Source organism: Leeia aquatica, assembly GCF_012641365.1.
In the GTDB taxonomy this organism is placed as follows: domain Bacteria; phylum Pseudomonadota; class Gammaproteobacteria; order Burkholderiales; family Leeiaceae; genus Leeia; species Leeia aquatica.
Genome location: NZ_JABAIM010000003.1, coordinates 251,558 through 271,756, shown reverse-complemented (window position 1 = coordinate 271,756; position 20,199 = coordinate 251,558). Strand labels below are relative to the sequence as shown.

General features: G+C 62.7%; 19 protein-coding genes. 7 read left to right on the top strand and 12 right to left on the bottom strand.

Features of this window, described 5'->3' with window-relative positions:
• The first annotated feature begins 23 nt into the window (after nt 1-23).
• From HF682_RS14000 to ubiA, 5 genes are read left to right on the top strand one after another with little or no spacing between them, the layout of a single operon-like run.
• Nucleotides 24-830: a response regulator gene (locus HF682_RS14000; protein ID WP_168877936.1), complete on the top strand. Its 807-nt coding sequence runs from the start codon at nt 24-26 to the stop codon at nt 828-830.
• The gene (locus tag HF682_RS13995; RefSeq protein WP_168877935.1) at nt 827-1,654 is read left to right on the top strand and encodes an HDOD domain-containing protein; all 828 of its coding nucleotides are present in this window, start codon (nt 827-829) and stop codon (nt 1,652-1,654) included. Before HF682_RS14000 ends, HF682_RS13995 begins: the two co-directional genes overlap by 4 nt.
• 2 nt (nt 1,655-1,656) lie before the next feature.
• A complete protein-coding gene (nosR, locus tag HF682_RS13990; RefSeq protein WP_168877934.1) occupies nt 1,657-2,994 on the top strand; it encodes a response regulator c-di-GMP phosphodiesterase, NosR family in 1,338 nt (445 codons plus the stop codon).
• Between the two features lie 55 nt (nt 2,995-3,049).
• Nucleotides 3,050-3,616 (top strand): chorismate--pyruvate lyase family protein, encoded by a 567-nt coding sequence (locus HF682_RS13985; protein WP_168877933.1) that lies wholly within the window; start codon nt 3,050-3,052, stop codon nt 3,614-3,616.
• Nucleotides 3,603-4,475 carry a 4-hydroxybenzoate octaprenyltransferase gene (gene ubiA, locus HF682_RS13980; RefSeq protein ID WP_168877932.1) on the top strand — a complete coding sequence of 291 codons (873 nt, stop codon included), beginning with the start codon at nt 3,603-3,605 and terminating at the stop codon, nt 4,473-4,475. Before HF682_RS13985 ends, ubiA begins: the two co-directional genes overlap by 14 nt.
• A 5-nt stretch (nt 4,476-4,480) precedes the next feature.
• Here ubiA and HF682_RS13975 read toward each other — a convergent pair whose 3' ends face one another.
• From HF682_RS13975 to HF682_RS13950, 6 genes are all read right to left on the bottom strand, one after another.
• The gene (locus HF682_RS13975; protein ID WP_205882088.1) at nt 4,481-6,313 is read right to left on the bottom strand and encodes a DEAD/DEAH box helicase; all 1,833 of its coding nucleotides are present in this window, start codon (nt 6,311-6,313) and stop codon (nt 4,481-4,483) included.
• 125 nt (nt 6,314-6,438) lie between these two features.
• Nucleotides 6,439-7,149 (bottom strand): purine-nucleoside phosphorylase, encoded by a 711-nt coding sequence (gene deoD, locus HF682_RS13970; protein ID WP_168877931.1) that lies wholly within the window; start codon nt 7,147-7,149, stop codon nt 6,439-6,441.
• Between the two features lie 14 nt (nt 7,150-7,163).
• Nucleotides 7,164-8,360 (bottom strand): phosphopentomutase, encoded by a 1,197-nt coding sequence (locus HF682_RS13965; RefSeq protein WP_168877930.1) that lies wholly within the window; start codon nt 8,358-8,360, stop codon nt 7,164-7,166.
• Between the two features lie 41 nt (nt 8,361-8,401).
• Nucleotides 8,402-9,736, bottom strand: coding sequence for a thymidine phosphorylase (deoA, locus tag HF682_RS13960; RefSeq protein WP_168877929.1), 1,335 nt, complete (start codon nt 9,734-9,736; stop codon nt 8,402-8,404).
• 3 nt (nt 9,737-9,739) lie between these two features.
• The gene (gene deoC, locus HF682_RS13955) at nt 9,740-10,507 is read right to left on the bottom strand and encodes a deoxyribose-phosphate aldolase (RefSeq protein WP_168877928.1); all 768 of its coding nucleotides are present in this window, start codon (nt 10,505-10,507) and stop codon (nt 9,740-9,742) included.
• Nucleotides 10,508-10,608: 101 nt separating this feature from the next.
• Nucleotides 10,609-11,490, bottom strand: coding sequence for a LysR family transcriptional regulator (locus tag HF682_RS13950; protein ID WP_168877927.1), 882 nt, complete (start codon nt 11,488-11,490; stop codon nt 10,609-10,611).
• A gap of 80 nt (nt 11,491-11,570) precedes the next feature.
• Here HF682_RS13950 and HF682_RS13945 point away from each other — a divergent pair, with 80 nt between their 5' ends.
• Together HF682_RS13945 and HF682_RS13940 are read left to right on the top strand one after the other, a co-directional pair.
• Complete coding sequence (locus tag HF682_RS13945; RefSeq protein ID WP_168877926.1) at nt 11,571-11,984, top strand: DoxX family protein; 414 nt, start codon at nt 11,571-11,573, stop codon at nt 11,982-11,984.
• Nucleotides 11,981-12,646 carry a glutathione S-transferase family protein gene (locus HF682_RS13940; RefSeq protein WP_168877925.1) on the top strand — a complete coding sequence of 222 codons (666 nt, stop codon included), beginning with the start codon at nt 11,981-11,983 and terminating at the stop codon, nt 12,644-12,646. Before HF682_RS13945 ends, HF682_RS13940 begins: the two co-directional genes overlap by 4 nt.
• A 69-nt stretch (nt 12,647-12,715) precedes the next feature.
• Here HF682_RS13940 and proB read toward each other — a convergent pair whose 3' ends face one another.
• The 6 genes from proB to HF682_RS13910 all read right to left on the bottom strand — a co-directional run bounded on the left by proB (nt 12,716) and on the right by HF682_RS13910 (nt 20,141).
• Nucleotides 12,716-13,837 carry a glutamate 5-kinase gene (gene proB / locus HF682_RS13935; RefSeq protein WP_168877924.1) on the bottom strand — a complete coding sequence of 374 codons (1,122 nt, stop codon included), beginning with the start codon at nt 13,835-13,837 and terminating at the stop codon, nt 12,716-12,718.
• A gap of 76 nt (nt 13,838-13,913) precedes the next feature.
• Complete coding sequence (locus HF682_RS13930; RefSeq protein WP_168877923.1) at nt 13,914-16,727, bottom strand: AAA family ATPase; 2,814 nt, start codon at nt 16,725-16,727, stop codon at nt 13,914-13,916.
• Nucleotides 16,727-17,416 carry a hypothetical protein gene (locus HF682_RS13925; RefSeq protein WP_168877922.1) on the bottom strand — a complete coding sequence of 230 codons (690 nt, stop codon included), beginning with the start codon at nt 17,414-17,416 and terminating at the stop codon, nt 16,727-16,729. Before HF682_RS13925 ends, HF682_RS13930 begins: the two co-directional genes overlap by 1 nt.
• Nucleotides 17,413-18,696 (bottom strand): hypothetical protein, encoded by a 1,284-nt coding sequence (locus HF682_RS13920; RefSeq protein ID WP_168877921.1) that lies wholly within the window; start codon nt 18,694-18,696, stop codon nt 17,413-17,415. The genes HF682_RS13925 and HF682_RS13920 overlap by 4 nt, the downstream gene beginning before the upstream one ends.
• A 98-nt stretch (nt 18,697-18,794) precedes the next feature.
• Nucleotides 18,795-19,541, bottom strand: a complete 747-nt coding sequence (locus HF682_RS13915; protein ID WP_168877920.1) for an SIMPL domain-containing protein — start codon at nt 19,539-19,541, stop codon at nt 18,795-18,797.
• Between the two features lie 159 nt (nt 19,542-19,700).
• Nucleotides 19,701-20,141 (bottom strand): hypothetical protein, encoded by a 441-nt coding sequence (locus HF682_RS13910; protein ID WP_168877919.1) that lies wholly within the window; start codon nt 20,139-20,141, stop codon nt 19,701-19,703.
• Nucleotides 20,142-20,199: the final 58 nt, after the last annotated feature.

The window sequence follows — 20,199 nt, the reverse complement described above, 5'->3', positions numbered from 1 at the left end:
GCCCGTCTGGAAAGGAGGGCAACATGAACAAGACCCTGTTGCTGGTGGACGATGAGGAAAACATCCTCTCCGCCCTCTATCGCCTGTTGCGGCAAGATGGCTATACCATCCTGCGCGCGAACAGCGGTGCTGAAGGGTTGGCGCTGCTGGAGCAGCACCGGCCTGGTGTCATCCTCTCGGACCAGCGGATGCCCAATATGACCGGTGTCCAGTTCTTGTCTGAGGCACACAAGCGCTACCCGGATACGGTGCGCATGGTGCTGTCGGGCTATACCGACCTGAAGTCGGTGACCGATGCCATCAACGAAGGGGCCATCTATAAATTCCTGACCAAACCATGGGATGACGAGTTCCTGAAGGCCACCGTGGCCGATGCCTTCCGGTTGTACGGCATCCTGCAGGAGAATGCGCAATTGCAGCGCGATCTGGTGCATGCCAACCAGCTACTGGAGCAACACTTTCAGGATACCGTGACCGAAAGTCGACATCAGGCTGCACACAGCATGGCGGCTTTGCGTGTGGCGCAGGAAGTGATGGACAACCTGCCCTTGGCCATGGTCGGGGTGTCGGACGAATGGCGTATCGTGCTGGCCAATCAGGCGCTGGAGAAACTGCTGGGGCGCGATGATCTGTATGGGCAGCTGGCAGCCGAAGTGCTGCCTGCGGACTGGTGTGCGGGTCTGGAGGCGAATATGCCTGCCGGGCAAGGGACTGTGCAGCTGGCGCTACAGCAGCCCCAGGCTCTGTTGGGCACGGTGTTTGAAATCGGTCAGCGTAGTGGCGGCAAAGGCAAGGTCCTGCTGCTGCAAACGGCAGGAGCCTCATCATGAACCCGGCCATGGCGCCCTACTTGCAGGCACCGTCCAGCTTGCCCAGTGCCCAGCATATTGTCTGGGAGCTGATTCGCATGCTGGATGCACCGGAAACCAGTGCGCATCAGGTCGCCGCCTGCATCAGCCATGATCAGGCCCTGACCGCGCGAGTGCTGGGTCTGGCCAATTCATCGTTCTATGGCCTCTCCAGCCGTATTGGTACGGTACAGGATGCAATGCTGGTGCTGGGCATGCAGCATGTCCGTCGGCTGGCCATCAGCGTCAGCCTGAGCCAGGTAGCAGCCCATCGCCCGGAACTGCAAGCGTTCTGGGCGCACAGCCTGCGCATTGCCTGGAATGCCGAATGGCTGGCCGGGAAGCTGGCGTGTCACCGTGATACCTGCTTCATTGCCGGGCTGCTGCATGATGTTGGCCTGCTACTGATGTATGACGAACAAGCCGAGCGCTTTACCCAGTGGGTTCACAGTCAGCGCGATGGCTGTGAACTGCTGCAAGCTGAGCGGGACGAACTGGGTTTTGATCACGCCGAGCTGGGGGCGGAGCTGGGGCGCTTGTGGCATTTTCCAGAGGCGATCATCCAGGCTATTGCCAGCCATCACATTGATGCGGCAATGCGGGTCGGCCCGGTGGCCACCATTGTCTATAGTGCGGATGAGCTGGTGCATGTGCTGCAGCAAGGCCGAGCCGATCCCGACGCCCCCTGCCTGCCGGACCCGATATTGCGCTTTCTGGGGCTGGATCAGGCGCTGTGGCAAGCCTGGCTGGATCAGCAGGCCGATATTTCTCAACGCGTGACATCTACCCTGGGTGAGGCGGAGTGATCATGGAAACGCTGGCGGATACCAACAACGATACAGCCGGAGCGCAAGCAGACCGACAGCCGGTGCTGTTGTTTGTGGATGATGAGGTGAACATCCTGTCGTCGCTGCGACGGCTGTTCCGTCCGCAAGGCTATCAAGTGCTGACTGCAGAGAGTGCGGCCATGGCGCTGGAGATCCTGCAGGCTGAACCGGTGGATCTGGTGGTGTCCGACATGCGCATGCCGGGCATGAATGGGGCCGAATTTCTGGCCCAGGTGCGGCAACGCTGGCCGGAGATCCCTCGCATTCTGCTGACCGGCTATGCCGAACTGGGTGCCACCATCCAGGCCATTAACGATGGTGGCATCTACCGCTACGTCGCCAAGCCGTGGGATGACAACGATATTGCGCTGACCGTGGCCGGCGCGCTGGAAAAGCGGCAACTGGAGCGTGACAAGGCGCGGCTGGAGGCATTGACCCGGACGCAGAATGACGAGCTGAAGCAACTCAACAGCAACCTGGAGGTCACGGTGCAAGCCCGCACCGAAGAACTGCGCCAGACCGTGCTGTTCCTGGAAAATGCGCAGGATCGGCTGAAGAAGAACATCTTCACCATGCTCAAGGTTTTCAGCAACCTGCTGGAGTTGCGAGGCGGCAATATTGGCAGCGGAAACCGCGTGGGTGAGCTGGCCCGGCGGGTCGCCCGCAAGCTGGGCCAATCTGACCAATTGGCGCAGGAGCTGATGGTGGCGGGTTTGCTGCACGATATCGGCAAGATTGGCCTGCCGGATGAGATTCTCGCCAAGCCGTTTGACCAGCTGACGCCTGATGAGCGCAACCTCTATGCGCGGCACCCGGAGAAAGGCCAGATGGCGCTGATGCCCATCGAGCAGATGGCGGCGGCCGGCAAGCTGATTCGCCATCAGCATGAGCGCTACGATGGCAAAGGCTTCCCCGATGGTCTGGCCGGAGAGCAGATCCCCCTTGGTGGCCGTATTCTGATGCTGGTGGTGGATTTTGAGGCCCTGCTGAGCGGCAGCCTGATTGGCCACGTGCTCAAGAGCGAAGACGCACTGCAATTCCTGCGTAAGTACAGTAAAAGCCGCTACGATCCTGCGGTACTGCAAGCCTTTGAAGCGGTGCTGGCGGAACCGGATGCCTTGCTGGTGGGCGGCACGCAGCGGGTAGATCTGGCCAACCTCAAACCCGGCATGAAGCTGGCCGAAGACCTGCGTACGCCAGACGGAGTCTTGCTACTGTCGCACGATCATGTGCTGACTGCGGCGCAAATCCAGCAGATTCAACGCTTTGCCCATACCGAGGGTAAAGCATTCCCGGTCGTGGTCTACACCGGCAGTTGACCCGCAATCGTCGTTCGCTGTGTCGCTGCGGCGCCATCTGGCATAATGGCGCCGTATGCATAACCCCTGTCTTCACGCACCGGATGGTGACGGCTGGTCACAAACCTTGCCGCGCATCGACCGGGTGCAGCAACAATGGCTGTCTGCGCCCGGCTCGCTGACTTGGCGCTTGCGCAGCCTGTCCAGCCGTTTCGCGGTTCGGCATGTGGTGTCTACGGTAGGCATGCCGCATGCCGACGAATTTCACGCGGTCGGGCTGCTGCGCCGTTTGCGCACCCTGGTGCGTGATGTCACGCTCACGCTGGATGGTCAACCCGTGGTGATCGGCCATAGCATTGCCCCGCTGGCCGCCATTCGTGGCAGCTGGCAACCCGTATTGCACCTGGGTAACCGCCCGCTGGCGGAGGTACTGTTTACCGATCCGCGCGTCAGCCGACAGGCGCTGTGCTACCGGCAGATCAGCGCCCGACACCCATTGCACCGACAAGCCGAGCGTGCTGTCGGGCAACGTTGCGGAACCCTGTGGGCGCGGCGCTCCGTGTTCCTGCTGCGGGGGGCGCCCTTGATGGTCACCGAAGTCTTTTTGCCCACCTTGTGGGAGCGATTGCATGTCGAATACTGACTGGCGGCGTACGCTGTGGGCCTACGCCCGGCTGACCCGCTTTGACAAACCGATTGGCACCCTGCTGCTGCTGTGGCCCACCCTGTGGGCACTATGGCTGGCCGGGCAGGGCAGGCCACAGCCGCTGGTGGTGCTGATCTTTGTCATTGGCACCATCCTGATGCGGGCGGCAGGCTGCGCCATCAACGACTGGGCTGACCGTGATTTTGACGGTCACGTCAAACGCACGGCGCAACGGCCTTTGGTGTCCGGTGAGCTGAAACCGCGTGATGCCTTGCTGACCGCCGCCGGGCTGGCGCTGCTGGCCTTGCTGGTGGCCTTGCCGCTGCCCGCACTGGCGCTGTGGCTGACCTTGCCTGCGGCCTTCATTGCCGCCAGCTATCCCTTCTTCAAGCGCTTCTTTGCCATCCCGCAAGCGTATCTGGGCATTGCCTTCGGCTTTGGCATCCCGATGGCCTACGCCGCCCTGCAAGGGCAGATTCCGCTGGAGGCGTGGTGGCTGCTGCTCGCCAATGTGCTGTGGACAGTGGCCTACGATACCGAGTACGCGATGGTCGACCGCGATGACGATATCCGCATCGGCATCCGCACCTCAGCGCTCACCTTTGGCCGCTTTGACGTGCTGGCGGTGATGCTCTGCTACAGCCTCAGCCTGCTGCTGATCACCCTGCTCGGCCTGCACCTGCAGCGCGGCTGGCCCTACTACGCTGGCGTAGCCGCTGCCGCCGCGATGGCCCTGTATCACTACCACCTCATCCGCCACCGCAGCCGCGAAGGCTGCTTCGCCGCCTTCCGCCACAACAACTGGTTCGGCGCTGCCCTGTTCGGCGGCATCTTGCTGGACAGTATGCTGCACTGAGGGGTTCAGGCGGCCTGCTGAGCAGGGGCGCAAGCTTGCTGTAATTTGCGGGTAAAGTCGGAGTCCTGGCTGGCGGTCAGGATCAACTGCTGCATGGCACGCGTCATGCCGACGTACAAGACACGGGCTTGTTCGTTGGCATCGTGACTGGCATAAGGCAAGTCCCCCAGGCCGGACAGGGCTACTGTCGAAAATTCTAGCCCTTTGCTCGCGTGCATGGTCAGGACGTTGACGGCTTCCTTGCCCTGCTCAGCCGCTTTGCTGGAGAGAGCTTGTGCCGGAATACCCGATTGCTGCAGCCAGTCGGTGACCATGCTGACTTGCTGTTTGCGGTAAACCAGTACCGCCATGTCCTGCAAGGCTGTGCCCGCCTCATTGGCAGCACGCAGCTTGTCGGCCACCAGCAGGATCTCTTCACGGAAAGACGGGAGCTGAATAAACTCAGGCGCTGGACCATGCCGCCCCGCACTTTGCGGTGCCACCAGCGGTACCCCGTCTTCTTCCGCCTCTTCGGCGGTCAGCAGCTCTTGCGCGAAGGCATGCGCAACCCCGAGTACCTCGGCGGTATTTCGGTAGTTCAGGCGCAAGATGGTGGTTCTGCCCTGTGCCTGGATGCCGACGCTGGCAAAGCTGAAGCGCCGTTTGCGGGTTTTCTGATAAATATCCTGCGCACTGTCGTACATCACCAGCAAGGCGTTGGTATCCGGGTCGACCATCTGTACGATCAAGCGGAACCACTCGGGTTCGAAGTCATGACCCTCATCAATCAGTACCGCGCTGTACTGTCCTGCCGGTACCTGCTGCTGGTTCACGCCGTCAATCACGGTCTGCACCATGGCGGCAAAGCGGCCCTCATCCTGCGGCGGGCGGGGTAACTGGTAGGTGGTGATCATGTCACTGCACCAACTGTGCAGGGTACGTACGGTGACGCGCTGCTCCAGTCCTTTACTGATCATCCAGCCGGCCAGCCGCTGCGCCAGCGCACGATTGAAGCAAAGAATCAGGATGGGCTTGCTGGCCGCTTTCGCCAGATATTCGGCACGGTAACCCAAAATCATGGTCTTGCCTGATCCGGCCACACCATGGATTACGCGGTGGCCTTCGCCCAGACTGCGTGCCAGTTGCTCCTGTTGCAGGTCCATAATGCGGATCAGGTCCGGTGCCTGAGGGACTGTCGTATCATCAGCATCAAACAAGGTGTGCTGATGAACGATACGTACATCCGGAAACAGGTGCCAGCGAATACGGTCGATCTGCGGCAGGGTCAGACGACAGGAAAAGGGTTGGGGGAACATGCCCCATAGCTGCAGCTGGAAGGCTTCCGCTTCCATGCCCTCGGTCATTTCGTCCTGACAAATGACCAGATGGGGCGCCAGTACATCCTGCAGGCCGGATTCCATAAAGGCCTTGCGATTGATCTTGCTGAGCACCAGACCATAGCCATAAGGCATGCACAGCTTGCCAGCGTGTCGACTGTCTGGTGACTGCAGCAGGAGGGGGTCCCGCTTTAGCAGGTCGACCGTGACATTCATGAAGTCGCGTGCCTTGAGCAGCGGGTTCACATCCCGTACCAAGCGACCATTGAATTCAGCCTGGACCAGGGTAGGGTCAATGGACTGGATGCTTTCCAGCTTCCAGTCCTTGACCTCCAGCGCCAGCAGGCCACGGTGGGGGTTCAGAATCAGAAAATCCGGCCTGCGTCGCTTGACGCCCACCGTCACGTCATACCAGCAGAGATAGTCGTCTTCCAGCAAGGCCTCAAGGCGGCGTGCGAAACGTTTTTCGCCGGAGGTCATGCGTGGAAGGCTGCTGTTCAGGTTGGGGATCAGGGTGGCCAAGGCGCAATCCGGGCAGGATAGACAAGCGCGGGATGCTAGCACTGCAGCAGCAAGGGTGCCTACTGGCCTTTAGTGAAAAGCGCCACCTCCTGGGTGGCGCTTTGCTGTAGCGTGACCGCCCTGTCTTACAGCTGGATGGCGGTATCGAGGGCGATCTCGATCATGTCGGCAAAGGTCTTTTGTCGCTCTTCGGCGGTGGTGGCCTCGCCGGTGCGGATGTGGTCGGAGACGGTGAGGATGCCCAGTGCACGGGCGCCGAACTCGGCAGCCAGGCCATACAGACCGGCCACTTCCATTTCAACCGCCAGCACCTTCATCTTCTCCATCACGTCGAACATCTGCGGTTGCGGGGTGTAGAACAGGTCGGCAGAGAACACATTGCCCACCCGCACGGCCTTGCCTTGAGTCTTGGCGACGCTGACAGCGGTCTGCAGCAGGTCAAAGTCGGCAATGGCGGCAAAATCGTGGTCCATGAAACGCATGCGGTTGACCTTGCTGTCGGTGCTGGCACCCATGGCAATGATCACGTCACGCAGCTTCACTTCGGTCGACAGCGCGCCGCAGGAGCCGACGCGGATGATGTTCTTCACCCCGTATTCACGGATCAGCTCGGTGGCGTAAATGCTGGCGGACGGAATGCCCATGCCGTGTGCCATGATCGACAGGCGCTTGCCCTTGTAGTGGCCGGTGTAGCCGAACATATTGCGCACAGAGGTGACCTGGCGCGCGTCGCTCAGCCAGGTTTCGGCAATCAGCTGCGCGCGCAGCGGGTCGCCCGGCATGATCACGGTTTCAGCAAAATCGCCCGGCTGGGCGCCAATATGAGGTGTAGGCATGGAAGACTCCGTGTTCAGTTCAGGAAGTTGCTGCCGTAGTCCATCGGACTCAGGCCAAAATGGTGGGCGATGCTCTGACCAATGTCGGCAAAGGTGCTGCGCTCACCCAGCGGACCCGCAGCGACCTGCTTGCCATAGCACAGCACCGGAATATGCTCGCGGGTGTGGTCCGAGCCCGGCCAGGTCGGGTCGCAGCCGTGGTCGGCGGTCAGGATCAGGATATCGTCCTCGCCCATTCGGGCCAGCAGCTCCGGCAGGCGCTGGTCGAATTGTTCCAGCGCACGGGCATAGCCCAGCGTATCGCGGCGATGACCATAGCTGGAGTCGAAATCCACAAAGTTGGTGAACACCAGCGTGCGGTCACCCGCGCGGTCCAGCTCCGCCAGTGTCGCATCCCATAGCTCGGGAATGCCGGTGGCCTTGACCTTGCGGGTGATGCCGACGTGGGCATAGATGTCGGCAATCTTGCCGACCGAGACCACTTCACCCCCGGCTTCCTGCAATTTTTGCAGCACGGTGGGCGCGGGCGGTTCCACAGCCAGATCCTTGCGGTTGCCGGTACGGGCAAAGTCGTCCGGGCCGTGCCCCACAAAGGGGCGGGCAATCACCCGACCGATATTGTAGGGGCCGAGTTCTTCGCGGGCGATACGGCACAGCTCGTACAGCCGCTCCAGCCCGAAGCTTTCCTCATGGCAGGCAATCTGGAACACCGAATCTGCCGAGGTGTAGAAGATCGGTTTGCCACTTTGCATGTGTTCCACGCCGAGGCGGGTGAGGATGTCGGTGCCGGAAGCGTGGCAGTTGCCCAGATAGCCAGGCAACCCTGCGCGGGCGACCAGCTTGTCCAGCAGTTCCTGCGGGAAACTGTTGGTCTTGTCGCTGAAATAGCCCCAGTCAAACAGCACCGGTACCCCGGCAATCTCCCAGTGGCCGGACGGCGTATCCTTGCCGCTGGAGAGTTCGCGGGCGTAACCCCAGGCCGAGATCGGCGCGGCGCGGTCCATCCCTTCCGGAAAGTAACCGGATGAGGCCTCGCAGGCATGGGCCAGCCCCAGCCGGGACAGGTGAGGCAGCGTCAAGGCATGGCCTGCCTGGGCGGCAGTCTGCGCAATATGCCCGAGGGTATTGCTGCCGACATCGCCGAAGCGGACGGCATCGGCCGTTGCACCGATGCCCAGCGAATCCAGTACCAGAATGATGGCGCGTTTCATGCGGCTTCTCCTGCGGATGCCGGACAGACATCCGCGTCAGTTCAAGCGAGGTCTTGCAGGCGAATCTTGCGGTACACCTCGGGGTGTGCCGCCGGCTTGGCATCAGCCAGCGTAATGGCTGCCCGTACCGTGGCGGCGGCTGCTTCATACTCGGCATCATTGCGGGCATGTACCATCGCCAGCGGGGTATCGCTGCTGACTGATTGCCCCAGCTCGACAAAGTCGGACAGGCCCACACTGTAATCCAGCTGATCGCTGGCGGTGCGGCGACCGCCGCCCAGCGCCACCACCGTCAGACCCAGCTCACGGGTATCCATCGCGCTGACAAAGCCACTACGTTCAGCATAGACGGGCTTGATCACGGCGGCCGTGGGCAGGTGTCGATCGAAATGCTCGACAAAGTCAGCCGGGCCGCCCAGCGCCGCGACCATCTGGCCAAAGCAGGCCGCTGCGCGGCCAGAGTCGAGCGCGTCCTGCAGTTTGGCGCGGGCTTCGGCTTCGCTGTCAGCCAGTTTACCGGCCAGCAGCATTTCCGCACACAGTGCCAGCGTGATTTCATGCAGACGGGCCGGACGGATGTCGCCCCGCAGATAGCGTACTGCCTCGCGGCTTTCAATGGCGTTACCGGCGCAGGTCGCCAGCGGCTGGTTCATGTCGGTCAGCAGGGCGGTGGTGGCCATGCCGGCGCCGTTACCGACCCCGACGATGCTGCGTGCCAGGGCTTCTGCCGATTCATAGGTGGGCATGAAGGCACCACTGCCGGTTTTCACGTCCATCACCAGTGCCTGCAGGCCAGCTGCCAGCTTCTTCGACAGGATGGAGGCGGTGATCAGCGGGATGGATTCCACGGTGGCGGTAATGTCCCGCGTGGCGTAGAAGCGCTTGTCCGCCGGGGCCAGGTCGCCAGTTTGGCCGATAATGGCCACGCGGTGGGCTTTGACCACACGGCGGAAGGTCTCATGGTCCGGCGTGGTGTTGTAGCCGGGGATGGCATCCAGCTTGTCCAGCGTGCCGCCGGTGTGGCCCAGGCCCCGCCCGGCAATCATCGGCACCATGCCGCCGCAAGCGGCGACCATCGGCCCCAGCATCAGCGACACCACGTCGCCGACGCCGCCAGTGGAGTGCTTGTCGACGATGGGGCCATCAAAGCCCATGTCATCCCAGCGCATCACCATGCCGGAGTCGCGCATCGCCAGCGTCAGCGCCACACGCTCGTTGATCGGCATGTCGTTGAAGTAGACCGCCATGCCAAAAGCGGCAATCTGGCCTTCGCTGATACTGCCACTGGCGATGCCTTTGACGAAGAAGCGGATTTCCTCGTCCGTCAGTGGCTGGCGATCGCGTTTTTTGCGGATGATTTCTTGAGGCAGGAACATGGATCAATACCCTTGCGTGGTCGATGCCGTGCCGTGACCGAGGGTCGCCAGCAGGTTGTTAAGCAGGCTGGATGCGCCAAAGCGGAAATGGGCCGGGGTCACCCAGTCGGCCCCCAGCAGCTGGTCGGCCAGCGACAGATAGCGCGCAGCATCTTCTGCTGACTTTACGCCTCCCGCTGCCTTGAAGCCACACCGCCCGCCGGTTTCTGCAATCACTTGCAGCATCACTTCAGCCGCTTCCAGTGTGGCATTGACCGGCACCTTGCCGGTCGAGGTCTTGATGAAATCCGCACCGGCAGCGATGCTGATCTGGCTGGCCTGGCGAATCAGTGCCGGGTCGCGCAGCTGACCGCTCTCGATGATGACTTTCAGCAGAATGTCGCCACACACGTCCTTGCAGGCGCGCACCAGCTGTTCGCCGACGGTGCCATCACCGGCTTGCAGTGCTCGCCACGGGAATACCACGTCCACTTCATCGGCACCATAAGCGACGGCCGCGCGGGTTTCTGCCACGGCGATCGCGACATCCTCTTCGCCCAGCGGGAAGTTGGTGACGGTGGCAATGCGGACATGCGGCGTGCCTTGGGCCTGCAAGGTTTTGCGGGCGATGGGGACAAAGCGCGGGTAGACGCAGACGGCGGCCACCTGGCCCGCCGGACTGTCAGCCTGCTGGCAGAGCGACACGATCCGGGCCGGGGTGTCGTCGTCGTTCAGGCTGGTCAAATCCATCAATTGCAGCGCGCGCAGGGCTGCTGTCTGAAGATCGGACATGGATTGCTCCAATGGAAGGCGGCTGGCGCGGCCAGCGAACCTCCATATTGTCAACAATTTGAATTTGTGTTGTCAACAATTTACCGGCAAAGCGCGCAAGATCAGGGCAGTTTGACCTGCTCGGCCAGCCAGGCATAGCACACAGCCACCCGCCGCTGATGACGGGACTCGGCATGGGTCAGCAGCCACAGGTCGGTCTGACACTCCGGCAGTTCATCGCTCAGCCTTTGCAGGCCCGGCTGCGGGTTCGCCAGAAAACAAGGCAGGATGCCCACCCCCAGCCCGCGCAACACCAGCTCCTGTACGCTCTGGATGCTGTTGACCCGGTAGGTGGGCTGCAGGCGCGGGTAATGCTTGCGGCGCCAGCGTACCGATGGATGTTCCGGCAGCGCGTCATCCGGCGTAATCCACGGCAGCTGCCCTTGGCACGCTTCCGCCATGCTGATGCGGGTCCCGGCAGGGGCGTAGAGGGCGACCCGAATCGGTCCCAGCCTGCGCCCTACCAGATGCGAGGGCGGCTGGCGCGTGGCGCGCACCGCCAGATCGGCATCGCGGCGGGTCAGGCTGGCCAGTTCATTGCCGGTATGGAGTTCAAACGCCAGCAGCGGGTGTTGCTGACGCAGGCTGAGCAGGGCAGGGGCCACCAGCCCGTGCAGGAGGGTGTCGGTGGTGGTCAGCCGCACGCTGCCACTGAGTTGCTCCGGTGCTTGTTGGGCACTGGAGCGCGCGGTCTCAATCGCCATCTCGATCTGCTCGGCTTGCTCGGCCAATTGCAGCGCCAGTTCGGTGGCGGCGTAGCCCTGTCGCGAGCGGACAAACAGATTGCAGCCCAGCCCGCGCTCAATGCGTTGAATGCTGCGGAACACCGTCGAGGCATCCACCCCCAGCCGTTCACCGGCCTGTGCCAGCTTGCCAGCTCGCACCAAGGCCAGTAGCAGGATCAGATCATCCGCGTTGAGCTTGTATTGCGTTTTTGCATGCATGGTTTGTGATTATGCTTATTTTCATTGCATGAATGCAAATATAGTCTACACCCACTGTTTACAACAAGGAGTAATTAAACATGTCTGTTAATACACAACAACAGTGGGGTGCTACTTTGCTGCGCTGGAGCCTCGGCATCATGTGGATGTCGCACGCGCTGCTGAAGCTGCTGGTGTTTACCCTGCCAGGCACCGCACAGTTTTTCGCCAGCGTCGGCTTCCCCGGCTGGATGGCGTACCCGGTCTTTACGGTGGAACTGCTCGGGGGGATGGCTTTGCTGCTGGGCATCTATGCTCGTCAGGTATCCTTGCTGCTGTTGCCGGTGATGCTGGCGGCAGCCTGGGTGCATCTGGGCAATGGCTGGGTGCACACCAGCCCCGGCGGTGGCTGGGAATATCCGGTGTTCCTCAGCGTGGCCTCGCTGGTGCAGTGGCTGGTCGGTGATGGTGCCCTGACGTTGCGTAGCCGTACGACCATGGGAGGTGCCGCATGAAGCTGACCCTCATCAGCCACCGGCTGTGCCCCTATGTGCAGCGCGCCGCCATTGCCCTGCAGGAGAAGGGGGTGCCGTTCGAGCGGGTGGACATTGACCTCGCCCACAAGCCGGACTGGTTTTTGGCGCTGTCACCCACCGGCAAGACTCCGCTGCTGCTGGTGGAAGGGCAGCCGATCTTCGAGTCGGCCGTCATCTGCGAGTATCTGGAGGATACGGCCCTGCCTGCATTGCACCCCACGGACGCGCTACAGCGCGCCCAGCATCGGGGCTGGATCGAGTTTGCCTCAGTCACCCTGAACGACATCGGTAATCTGTATGCGGCTGCCGATGAAGCCGGACTGCAGCGCGCAGGCCAGGCGCTACGGACGCGGTTTGAGCGGCTGGAGTCGGTGCTGGGCGAGGGCTCCTTCTTTGCCGGGAGCGCATTCTCGCTGGTCGATGCTGCATTTGCTCCGGCCTTCCGCTACTTTGAGGCTTTGACCGAAGTGGCAGACCTGCAGCTGTTTGCAGGCTTGCCCAAGCTGCAAGCCTGGCGGCAGGCGCTGGCGGATCGTCCGTCGGTGCAGCAGGCGGTGGACGTGGGTTATCCGCGCGAACTGCGGGCGTTTGTCAGCCAGAAAGGCTCTGCGCTGGCGCGGCGGATGCAACTAGCGGCCTGAGGCGGAGGGTGGCAGTACAAGCAAACGGCCCATCAAGGGGTGGGCCGTTTGCGTATGGTGCAGAAGGCATCAGGCTTGCAACAGCACCAGGTTGTCGCGATGGATCAATTCCGGCTCGTCGATATAGCCGAGAATGGGTTCAAGCTTGGTGGTAGGCTGGCGCAGTACCTTCTGCGTTTCCAGACTGGAGTAGTTGACCAGCCCGCGTGCCATTTCCACCCCATCCGGCGACAGGCAGCGCACCACCTCCCCGCGCAGGAAATCGCCATTGACTTCCACCACGCCTACCGGCAGCAGGCTGGCGCCACCACGCAGCGCCTTCACCGCACCCGCGTCCAGCGTGACGCTGCCTTTGACCTGTAAATGATCGGCCAGCCATTGCTTGCGGGCGGCCAGCCTGGAGGTACCTGCCGTCAACTGGCTGCCGATCGCCTCGCCCGCGGCTAGCCGGGTCAGCACCTGAGGCTCGCGTCCGCTGGCGATCACGGTATGTGCGCCACTGAGCGCCGCGCGCTTGGCGGCAATCACCTTGGTGTACATGCCACCGGTACCGACCGAAGAACCGGCACCACCAGCCATCTGCTCCAGCTCGGCAGACCCCGCCACCGCCTCGTGCACGAACTCGGCTGCCGGGTTGTTGCGCGGGTCGGCGGTATACAGGCCGCGCTGGTCGGTGAGGATGATGAGCGCATCGGCGTCGATCAGGTTGGTCACCAGTGCACCCAGCGTATCGTTGTCGCCGAACTTGATTTCGCTGGTCACCACCGTGTCGTTTTCATTGATGATGGGCAGCACGCGGTGCTGCAGTAAGGTGAGCAGCGTGGAGCGGGCGTTCAGGTAGCGGGTACGGTCGGCCAGGTCTTCGTGGGTGAGCAGGATCTGCGCAGTTTGCAGGCTATGCTGGCGGAAGCAGCTCTCATAGCCTTGCACCAGCCCCATCTGGCCGACGGCGGCGGCGGCCTGTTTTTCGTGCAGCATGCTGGGGCGCTTGGCCCAGCCCAGCCGCTTGACGCCTTCGGCAATCGCCCCGCTGGATACCAGCACCACCTGCTTGCCCATGCGGGTCAGCGCTGCAATTTCCTCCGCCCAGCGCGCCAGTGCGGCGTGGTCCAGCCCGCGGCCCTCATTGGTAACGAGGCTGCTGCCGACCTTGATGACGATACGCTGGCACGACTGGATGACGGACTGCATTGCTTCCCCCTGATAATGGCGGACCATTATAGGGGGAAGTGCAGCTGGTGTCTGTCCGTAGCCGACCGTTCCTGGCTTAACGTGCCAATGCGGCCCGTTTGCGGCGTGTCTGCAGCAGCGGCGGTGCCCAGCTTTCTCCGGGGCGCTTCTTGCGGGTGGTCAGCGTCAGTTCAGAGGGCTCGAAGATGTTGACGTTGTGGGTGTTGGGCGAGGTGATCAGATACTGCGCCTCGGTGGCCTTGAGGAAGGCGCCCACGCGGTCGATGTTGAAGATGTCCAGGTGGGCGAACGGTTCGTCGATGAACACAAAGCCGGAGGGCTGGCTGTCGTTCATCATCAGCCCGATCAGCAGGATCAGCGACTTCATCACCTGCTGGCCGCCGGAGGCTTCGCCATCGTTCAGCCCCATCATGCCCTTCTGGTCGAAGTTGAACTTCACCACCAGCCCGGCCTGCGCCAGTACCAGATCGTCGTTGTCCAGATGCGGCAACTCGCTTTCCACTTCGATGCCGGCCAGCGCACCCAGCTGCTTCACATTGCGGCCATAGGCCCGCACGGTGGACTTCAGCTTGTTGATGTAGGCACCACGCGCGTCTTCGGTCAGCGTGCGGGCACGAGCCAGCGAGATGCCGATGGCGTCGAGCTGTTGCTGGCGCTCCTGCAGCAGCTGTTGCAGCTTGTCTCGCCGCAGCAGCACGGTTTCATCGGTAATCCACTCGCCGCGCGCCAGACCGGCATCCAGTCGGTCCCGCTCCACCTTGATCTGGGCGCGCACCTGCTCCAGCGATTGATATTGCTCGCACAGGGCACGGCGCGCGTCTGCCAGCAGCCAGGCGGCAGGCATGCCATGGCGCACTTGCCGCAGCTGGGCCAGCAGGTCGCGCAACTGCAGGCGGCGCTGGGTGAGCAGGCGGCGCGCCTCTTCCAGACTGGCTTCCAGCGAGTATTGCTGGCGGCGTACGCCATCGCGCTGCTTGTCCAGCGCATTGCAGGCGTCACGTTCCAGCCGGGTAATGTCCTGTGCGGTGGCCAGTGCCTGTCCGGCGTCCTGCCGCAGCTGGGCCATGCTGGCCAAGGCTTCTTCAGCGGTAGCAAAGTCATCTGCACGCAAGGCCAGCTGGTGGGCCGCGTCCACCCCATCCAGCATCTGCTGCAGTGGCGACAGCTCACGGTTCAGTGCGCTGATGCGGCGCTGCAGTGCCATGTCCTGCTCGTGCAGGTCGGCCAGCTCACGATGGACCGCCTGCTCGCGCTGTTTCTTGACGCCAGTACCCAGACAGTAGTCGTGGGCTTCGACGCCAATGTGGCGGCTACCGCGCCGCTCCTTGAAGTAACCATCCGGGGTGATCCAGTCGCCCTGCACGGTTTCTCCATCGGCCACGCTGTCCACCCGGCTGATGCGGTTGAGTTGCTCGACCAGCCAGCCCGGCGCATCGGCGTTGAAGCGAATGGCTTCGAGCAGGCTGCCGCGTTTGGCCGTGCCGACCGGCTCACGCTCGTCGACGATGAAGTGGCGATAACGGGCGCGCTGCGCCAGCTCGCGGGCACGGCGACGGTCACTGCTACGCTTGAGCAGCACCAGATAACGGTTGCCGCGCAAGATGCCTTCGATGGCGGCCTGCCAGTGGGGGTCGGCAATATCGACAATGTCGACCAGCAGGTCATGCGCAATGCCTTCGCTGTCCAGCAGGCGGCGGAATTCACTCACCTCACGCGGCAGCGGCATTTGCCCGGTCTGCTGCAAGGAAGTGAGCGTGGCGTTCAGCTCATCGCGGCGCGACAGCAGCTGCTCGCGTTCTTTGTTGCACTGGCGCAGCTGGTTGCGCAGGTCAGCCACCTGATCGGCCAGCTGGTCGGCGCCGGGGTGCGACTTGGCGAGCTGGGTCAAGCGGTCGCGCAGCTTGAGCAGCTCTTCGTGCTGCTGGGCGTGCGACTGCAGTTCGGTAAGGTGGCGCAGCGCATCCCGTTCGATACGCTCGGCCTGCTCGACGGCGCTCTGCGCCTGCTTCAGGCGCTGGGTGAGCTCAATGTGCTGTTGCTCCAGCTCGTGTGCCTGCCGCCCCTGTTCGCGCAGGGTATGCCAGGGCAGCCGATAGTCTTTCCAGCGCTGGCTGAGGTCCTGATACTGGGCCTCCAGCCGCATGCGCGGCAGCACTTCGCTGTCCAGTGTCAGCAGATCGTCCGACAGCCGTTTCCATTCCAGATACTTGTCCGCGCGCTGGCTGGCGGTGGCGGCCTCATGCTCCAGCGCCTTGCTGGCGCGGTCCAGCTCTTCCAGCTCGTGTTCGACCTGCTGTTGCTGGGCTTTGGCTTCGGCGTAGTGGTCCAGCACCGCCTTGTCGCCAAAGACCTGGAACACCAGGTCCAGCAAGGCTTTCGGGCTGTATTCGCACAGTTTGTCGGTATCGCCTTGCTCCAGCGCCAGCACCTTGGCAATGGCGGGCGTCAGCCCGGCCTGCTCCAGCCGCCGCCGGTATTCCTGTACGCCCAGCCATTCCAGCGTCGATTCACTGTCCTCATTCAGCGGCACGTCACCGTCGGCAATGGCGTATTGCCGCACCCAGTCACCGCCTTGCTTGCGGATGCGACAAAACAGCGTCACTTCCGGGCTCTGGTGTGGCCAGAACGGGTAGGGGAACAAGCCGCTGGTGCGCGGGTTGGCGACGCGGCCACGCAGCCAGGCGAAGGGGGTCTTGTTATTGCGCACATAGCGCTTGTAGTCCCGACGGCCGGAGCAGTCCAGCGCCAGCATGGTGCGCAGCGCGTCCAGCAGCGTGGTTTTGCCGGAGCCATTGGGGCCGATGATGGTGACAATCTGGGCGTCCAGCGGCACGCTCACGCCTTGCCAGAAATCCCAGTGAATCATGTCCAGTTGCAGGATGCGGAACATCAGGCGTCCTCGTCTTCCGGTTCGTCGTCGTGCTGCGGGCCGGGCTGGTCCGGCAGGCTACGGCCCAGCTCGCGCAGCACGTCGCCCAGTGCGCCGTCGATGATGCGCGGGGCCAGCTTGCTGTAATCCAGCGCCAGGTCCAGCAGCGGGCCTTCGCCTATGCCTTTCTGGCGACGCTGGATGAAGCCCAGTCGCGTCAGCAGGCCGAGGTTCAGGTTCATGCGGGTCTTGCCGCCCAGCAGTTTGCCGAAGTCAGCGAACAGTGCTTCTTCCGACAAGGTGGTGGACACCTCCTCGCCGTGCGGCAGTGGCTTGTCACTGCCGAACATGTCTTGCTGGTCGGCCTGCTCCTTGCTGCGGCGGGCGTGCTGGCGCTGACGCTTGGGCAGGATGATCAGTGCCCACAGCACCACCAGCAGCGCGATGGCATCGCGCGGCAGGCCCAGGTTATTGGATTGCCAGACATCGTCCTGCCCGAAAACGGCGGCTTCCTGTGCGCCCAGCAGCGCCAGCGCAATGTATTCCGAGTAGGGATTTTCCAGCAGACGCAGGCCAACGGCGGCCAGGCGGGCATCCAGCTCGGCGCGGAAGCGCTCATCGGTCAGGGCGCGGCGGGCCAGCGGGTCCTGACGGGGAATGACGCGATGCGCCAGCAGGCGCGCGGTCAAGGTAGCAAGGGAATCGTTCATGCTGACTCGTCAGTAGGGTTCAGCGGGCGCAGCAGCCCATGGCTGATGCTCTCGATGGCATGGTGGTCGCTGACAGCTTCAATGCTGCCATCGCTGTCCAGCTGCAAGGGGAGCCGGGCCAGCTGCGCGACCACGCTGTGGTCAGCCGCCGTTTCCGGGTCGCCCAGCAAAGAGAGCAGGGACAGGCGATAGGCGGTGGTGGCGTAGCTGTCCGTCAGCACGGCGTCCAGCAGGCGGGTATCGCTTTGCACTGCCTGCAGGCGCTCAAACAGTCGCTCGGCAGCGATCAGGCGCTCTACGGTGGGGGCGTCGGCATCGGGCGCGGTCTCGACCGGAGGCAGACTGGTGGCCAGTGTTTGCGGGCGGTCGCGGTCGATCAGTTCGAACTCGGCCACGTCCAGCAGCTCATCGCTGGTCAGGAAAGCGGTATCCGGCAACGCGGGCAACAGCGCCTCCAGCAGGCTGGCCAAGCGGGGCTGGCTTTGCTGTTGCAGCCAGGCGGAAATATCGCGGGTGGTCAGGCCACTCTGCCCCAGATGCACCCGCTGCTGCTGCAATTGCGCCAGCCGGCGCTTGAAGGTGCCGGTCAGTGCCAGCATGCGGCTCTGTGCCAGCGAGATGGCCTGCGCAGTGTGCACGATGCTGACGGGTTGCTCTTCGTCGCTATAAACGGTACGGGCCACAGCGGTGGCTTTCTCCACACTCTGCCACACCCGCTCCAGCTTGCCCTGTGCGGCCTGGATGCGGAATTCAGATTGGGACTCCAGTGCGTCGGTGAATTCCTGGTGCAGGGTATTGAGGCCGCCCAGCAGATGGCGCAGCGCCTCTTCCGACACTTTGCCCACCGCCTGACCGGCGGCCACTTGCGAGGTCAGGTAATCCAGCTCCTGATCGGGGTCGCTGGCAAAGCTGAACAGGGTGGAGAGGGCGGCGAGGGCGGCGCGGGCCTGCTCGGACAGCGCGTAATCGCCACTGTCGCTGTCCCAGATCAGCAGATCATGCTCGCGCAGGCGCTTGAGCACGGTATCGAGTTTGACCGGATTCAGATAGCTGAACTGTTGCTGCAGCGCTTGTGGTGACCAGCGGGGCAGGTCGGCGCGTGCGCCAATCTCGCGCAGTACCAGCAGCCGCACCATCACCTCTTCTTCACCGCCGCGGAACAGGGCAATGAAGGCCTGTAGCAGGGGGCGCGCTGCCAGCAGCGGGCGCAGCATCGGCAATTCGCCAGGCGGCAGATCGGTGCTGAAAAACTCCGGCAGGCCGGAAACAAGGTCGCTCATGGGGCTGCTGCAAAAAAATCAGGCCGCATTATACTGCTTGCGGCCCAGAATTGCCCGCTTGTCATGGCGGGCCGAGAGGAGAGGTGGATGAAGCGAAATCAGTTCAGGTTATAGCGCACGGTAACCACCACCCGCGCCAGTTTGTTGATGGTGGATTTGTCGTAGACGCCACCATAGTCGTCGCTGTTGTCGTTCTGGCCGTTGGCAGGCAGGATGTAAAACGCACCTTGCGAGGCCGAGCGCATGCTGCCGACCGCCACATTGCCGTGGCGGGCAAACTCTTGTGCACGGCTGCTGGCATTGTCGGTGGCGGCACCGATCAGCGACATCTTGACCTGCTCCAGATTGCTGACCAGATAGGCTGCCGGTTCATGGCTGACCGGCAAGCCGGCTTCCTGCAGCTGCAATACATCGTGTTCGGTACGGGCAATGCGCTGTACATCCTTGCTGTGCAGGGTGTAGCTCTGCCGGGCGAGGTAGTAGTCCAGCTGCTCGGTCTGCCGACCTTCGTCGTCCTTCTTGTAGACCGGCTCAAAGCTTTCGTTATCCACTTCGATATCCGGCTTTTGAAACTGGTGCTGCTGGATGAATTGTTCCAGCTGCGGGCGCTGCTTGCGCAGGGCCGCCAGCGCTTCCGGCAGGGTGGCGCCTTGACCCGACAGGGTGAGCGCCAGTTCGCCATGATCGGCGGTCAACGGCTTTTCAGCCAGACCCTTTACCTCGATGCTCTGCTGGCCGGTGGTGGCCGCCTGCCGGGCTTGATAGCCCAGGATGAAGGCCGCACTGGCCATGCCAATGGCCAAGGTTACACCCAGTCCAGTCAGGTGAAAGCGGTTCGGGGTCATGCAGGGCTCCAATATCACTACTGAGCAGTGTAGGGGCTGGATGCCGTCATGCCAAAGGAATGTATGGGGAAGCACGTGAAGGAATCTTCACGCGCTGATCGGGCTGGGGCAGAAGCGGGTGGGTCAGAGGCAGGGGCTAGGGTGATCAGTGCCCGACGCTCAGAGAGCCGATCCCCGATACTGCTGCAGTAAGGTGTGGTAGCGGAGCACGGCCAGCGCACCTTGCGAGAAGAACAGGGTGAAAAACAGCGTCAGAATCATGCCCACTAAACCGACCGGCAAGTGCAGAACCCAGATATTGAACATGGTCAGCCCGAGGAACCAAACCGGAAGGGCAATGGCGCTTGCCCTGTTCTTGCGATATACCCCATAGGCCAGGCCACCCAGGCACAGGACGTCCAGCAGACTCCAGAGCACTTCACCCAGGTGCAGCGTGGTACCCGCCAACGAGAGCATATAGCCCATGGCACACAGCTTGAGGATGCAGAGCCCCAAGGCTGCCATCCAGCTACGCTGGATTTTCTCTCGGGTGCCATCTGGCATGATGTAAGCGTCGTCGGAGCGGGACAGGGAGCTATCAGGGGCGGCGTAGGGATTCATGATGTCTCACAAAAGCAGCAAGCCTGCCGGGCGGCAGGCTTGAGGGCAATGGTACGTT

Bases quoted from the DNA above. Each gene is read 5' to 3' on its own strand.
- HF682_RS13985 (WP_168877933.1), top strand. From the start codon at position 3,050: ATGCATAACCCCTGTCTTCACGCACCGGATGGTGACGGCTGGTCACAA.
- HF682_RS13910 (WP_168877919.1), bottom strand. From the start codon at position 20,141: ATGAATCCCTACGCCGCCCCTGATAGCTCCCTGTCCCGCTCCGACGAC.
- HF682_RS13915 (WP_168877920.1), bottom strand. From the start codon at position 19,541: ATGACCCCGAACCGCTTTCACCTGACTGGACTGGGTGTAACCTTGGCC.
- deoC (WP_168877928.1), bottom strand. From the start codon at position 10,507: ATGTCCGATCTTCAGACAGCAGCCCTGCGCGCGCTGCAATTGATGGAT.
- HF682_RS13940 (WP_168877925.1), top strand. From the start codon at position 11,981: ATGAAGCTGACCCTCATCAGCCACCGGCTGTGCCCCTATGTGCAGCGC.
- HF682_RS13925 (WP_168877922.1), bottom strand. From the start codon at position 17,416: ATGAACGATTCCCTTGCTACCTTGACCGCGCGCCTGCTGGCGCATCGC.
- proB (WP_168877924.1), bottom strand. From the start codon at position 13,837: ATGCAGTCCGTCATCCAGTCGTGCCAGCGTATCGTCATCAAGGTCGGC.
- ubiA (WP_168877932.1), top strand. From the start codon at position 3,603: ATGTCGAATACTGACTGGCGGCGTACGCTGTGGGCCTACGCCCGGCTG.
- deoA (WP_168877929.1), bottom strand. From the start codon at position 9,736: ATGTTCCTGCCTCAAGAAATCATCCGCAAAAAACGCGATCGCCAGCCA.
- HF682_RS13950 (WP_168877927.1), bottom strand. From the start codon at position 11,490: ATGCATGCAAAAACGCAATACAAGCTCAACGCGGATGATCTGATCCTG.
- HF682_RS13965 (WP_168877930.1), bottom strand. From the start codon at position 8,360: ATGAAACGCGCCATCATTCTGGTACTGGATTCGCTGGGCATCGGTGCA.
- HF682_RS13995 (WP_168877935.1), top strand. From the start codon at position 827: ATGAACCCGGCCATGGCGCCCTACTTGCAGGCACCGTCCAGCTTGCCC.
- HF682_RS14000 (WP_168877936.1), top strand. From the start codon at position 24: ATGAACAAGACCCTGTTGCTGGTGGACGATGAGGAAAACATCCTCTCC.
- HF682_RS13920 (WP_168877921.1), bottom strand. From the start codon at position 18,696: ATGAGCGACCTTGTTTCCGGCCTGCCGGAGTTTTTCAGCACCGATCTG.
- HF682_RS13945 (WP_168877926.1), top strand. From the start codon at position 11,571: ATGTCTGTTAATACACAACAACAGTGGGGTGCTACTTTGCTGCGCTGG.
- deoD (WP_168877931.1), bottom strand. From the start codon at position 7,149: ATGCCTACACCTCATATTGGCGCCCAGCCGGGCGATTTTGCTGAAACC.
- HF682_RS13930 (WP_168877923.1), bottom strand. From the start codon at position 16,727: ATGTTCCGCATCCTGCAACTGGACATGATTCACTGGGATTTCTGGCAA.
- nosR (WP_168877934.1), top strand. From the start codon at position 1,657: ATGGAAACGCTGGCGGATACCAACAACGATACAGCCGGAGCGCAAGCA.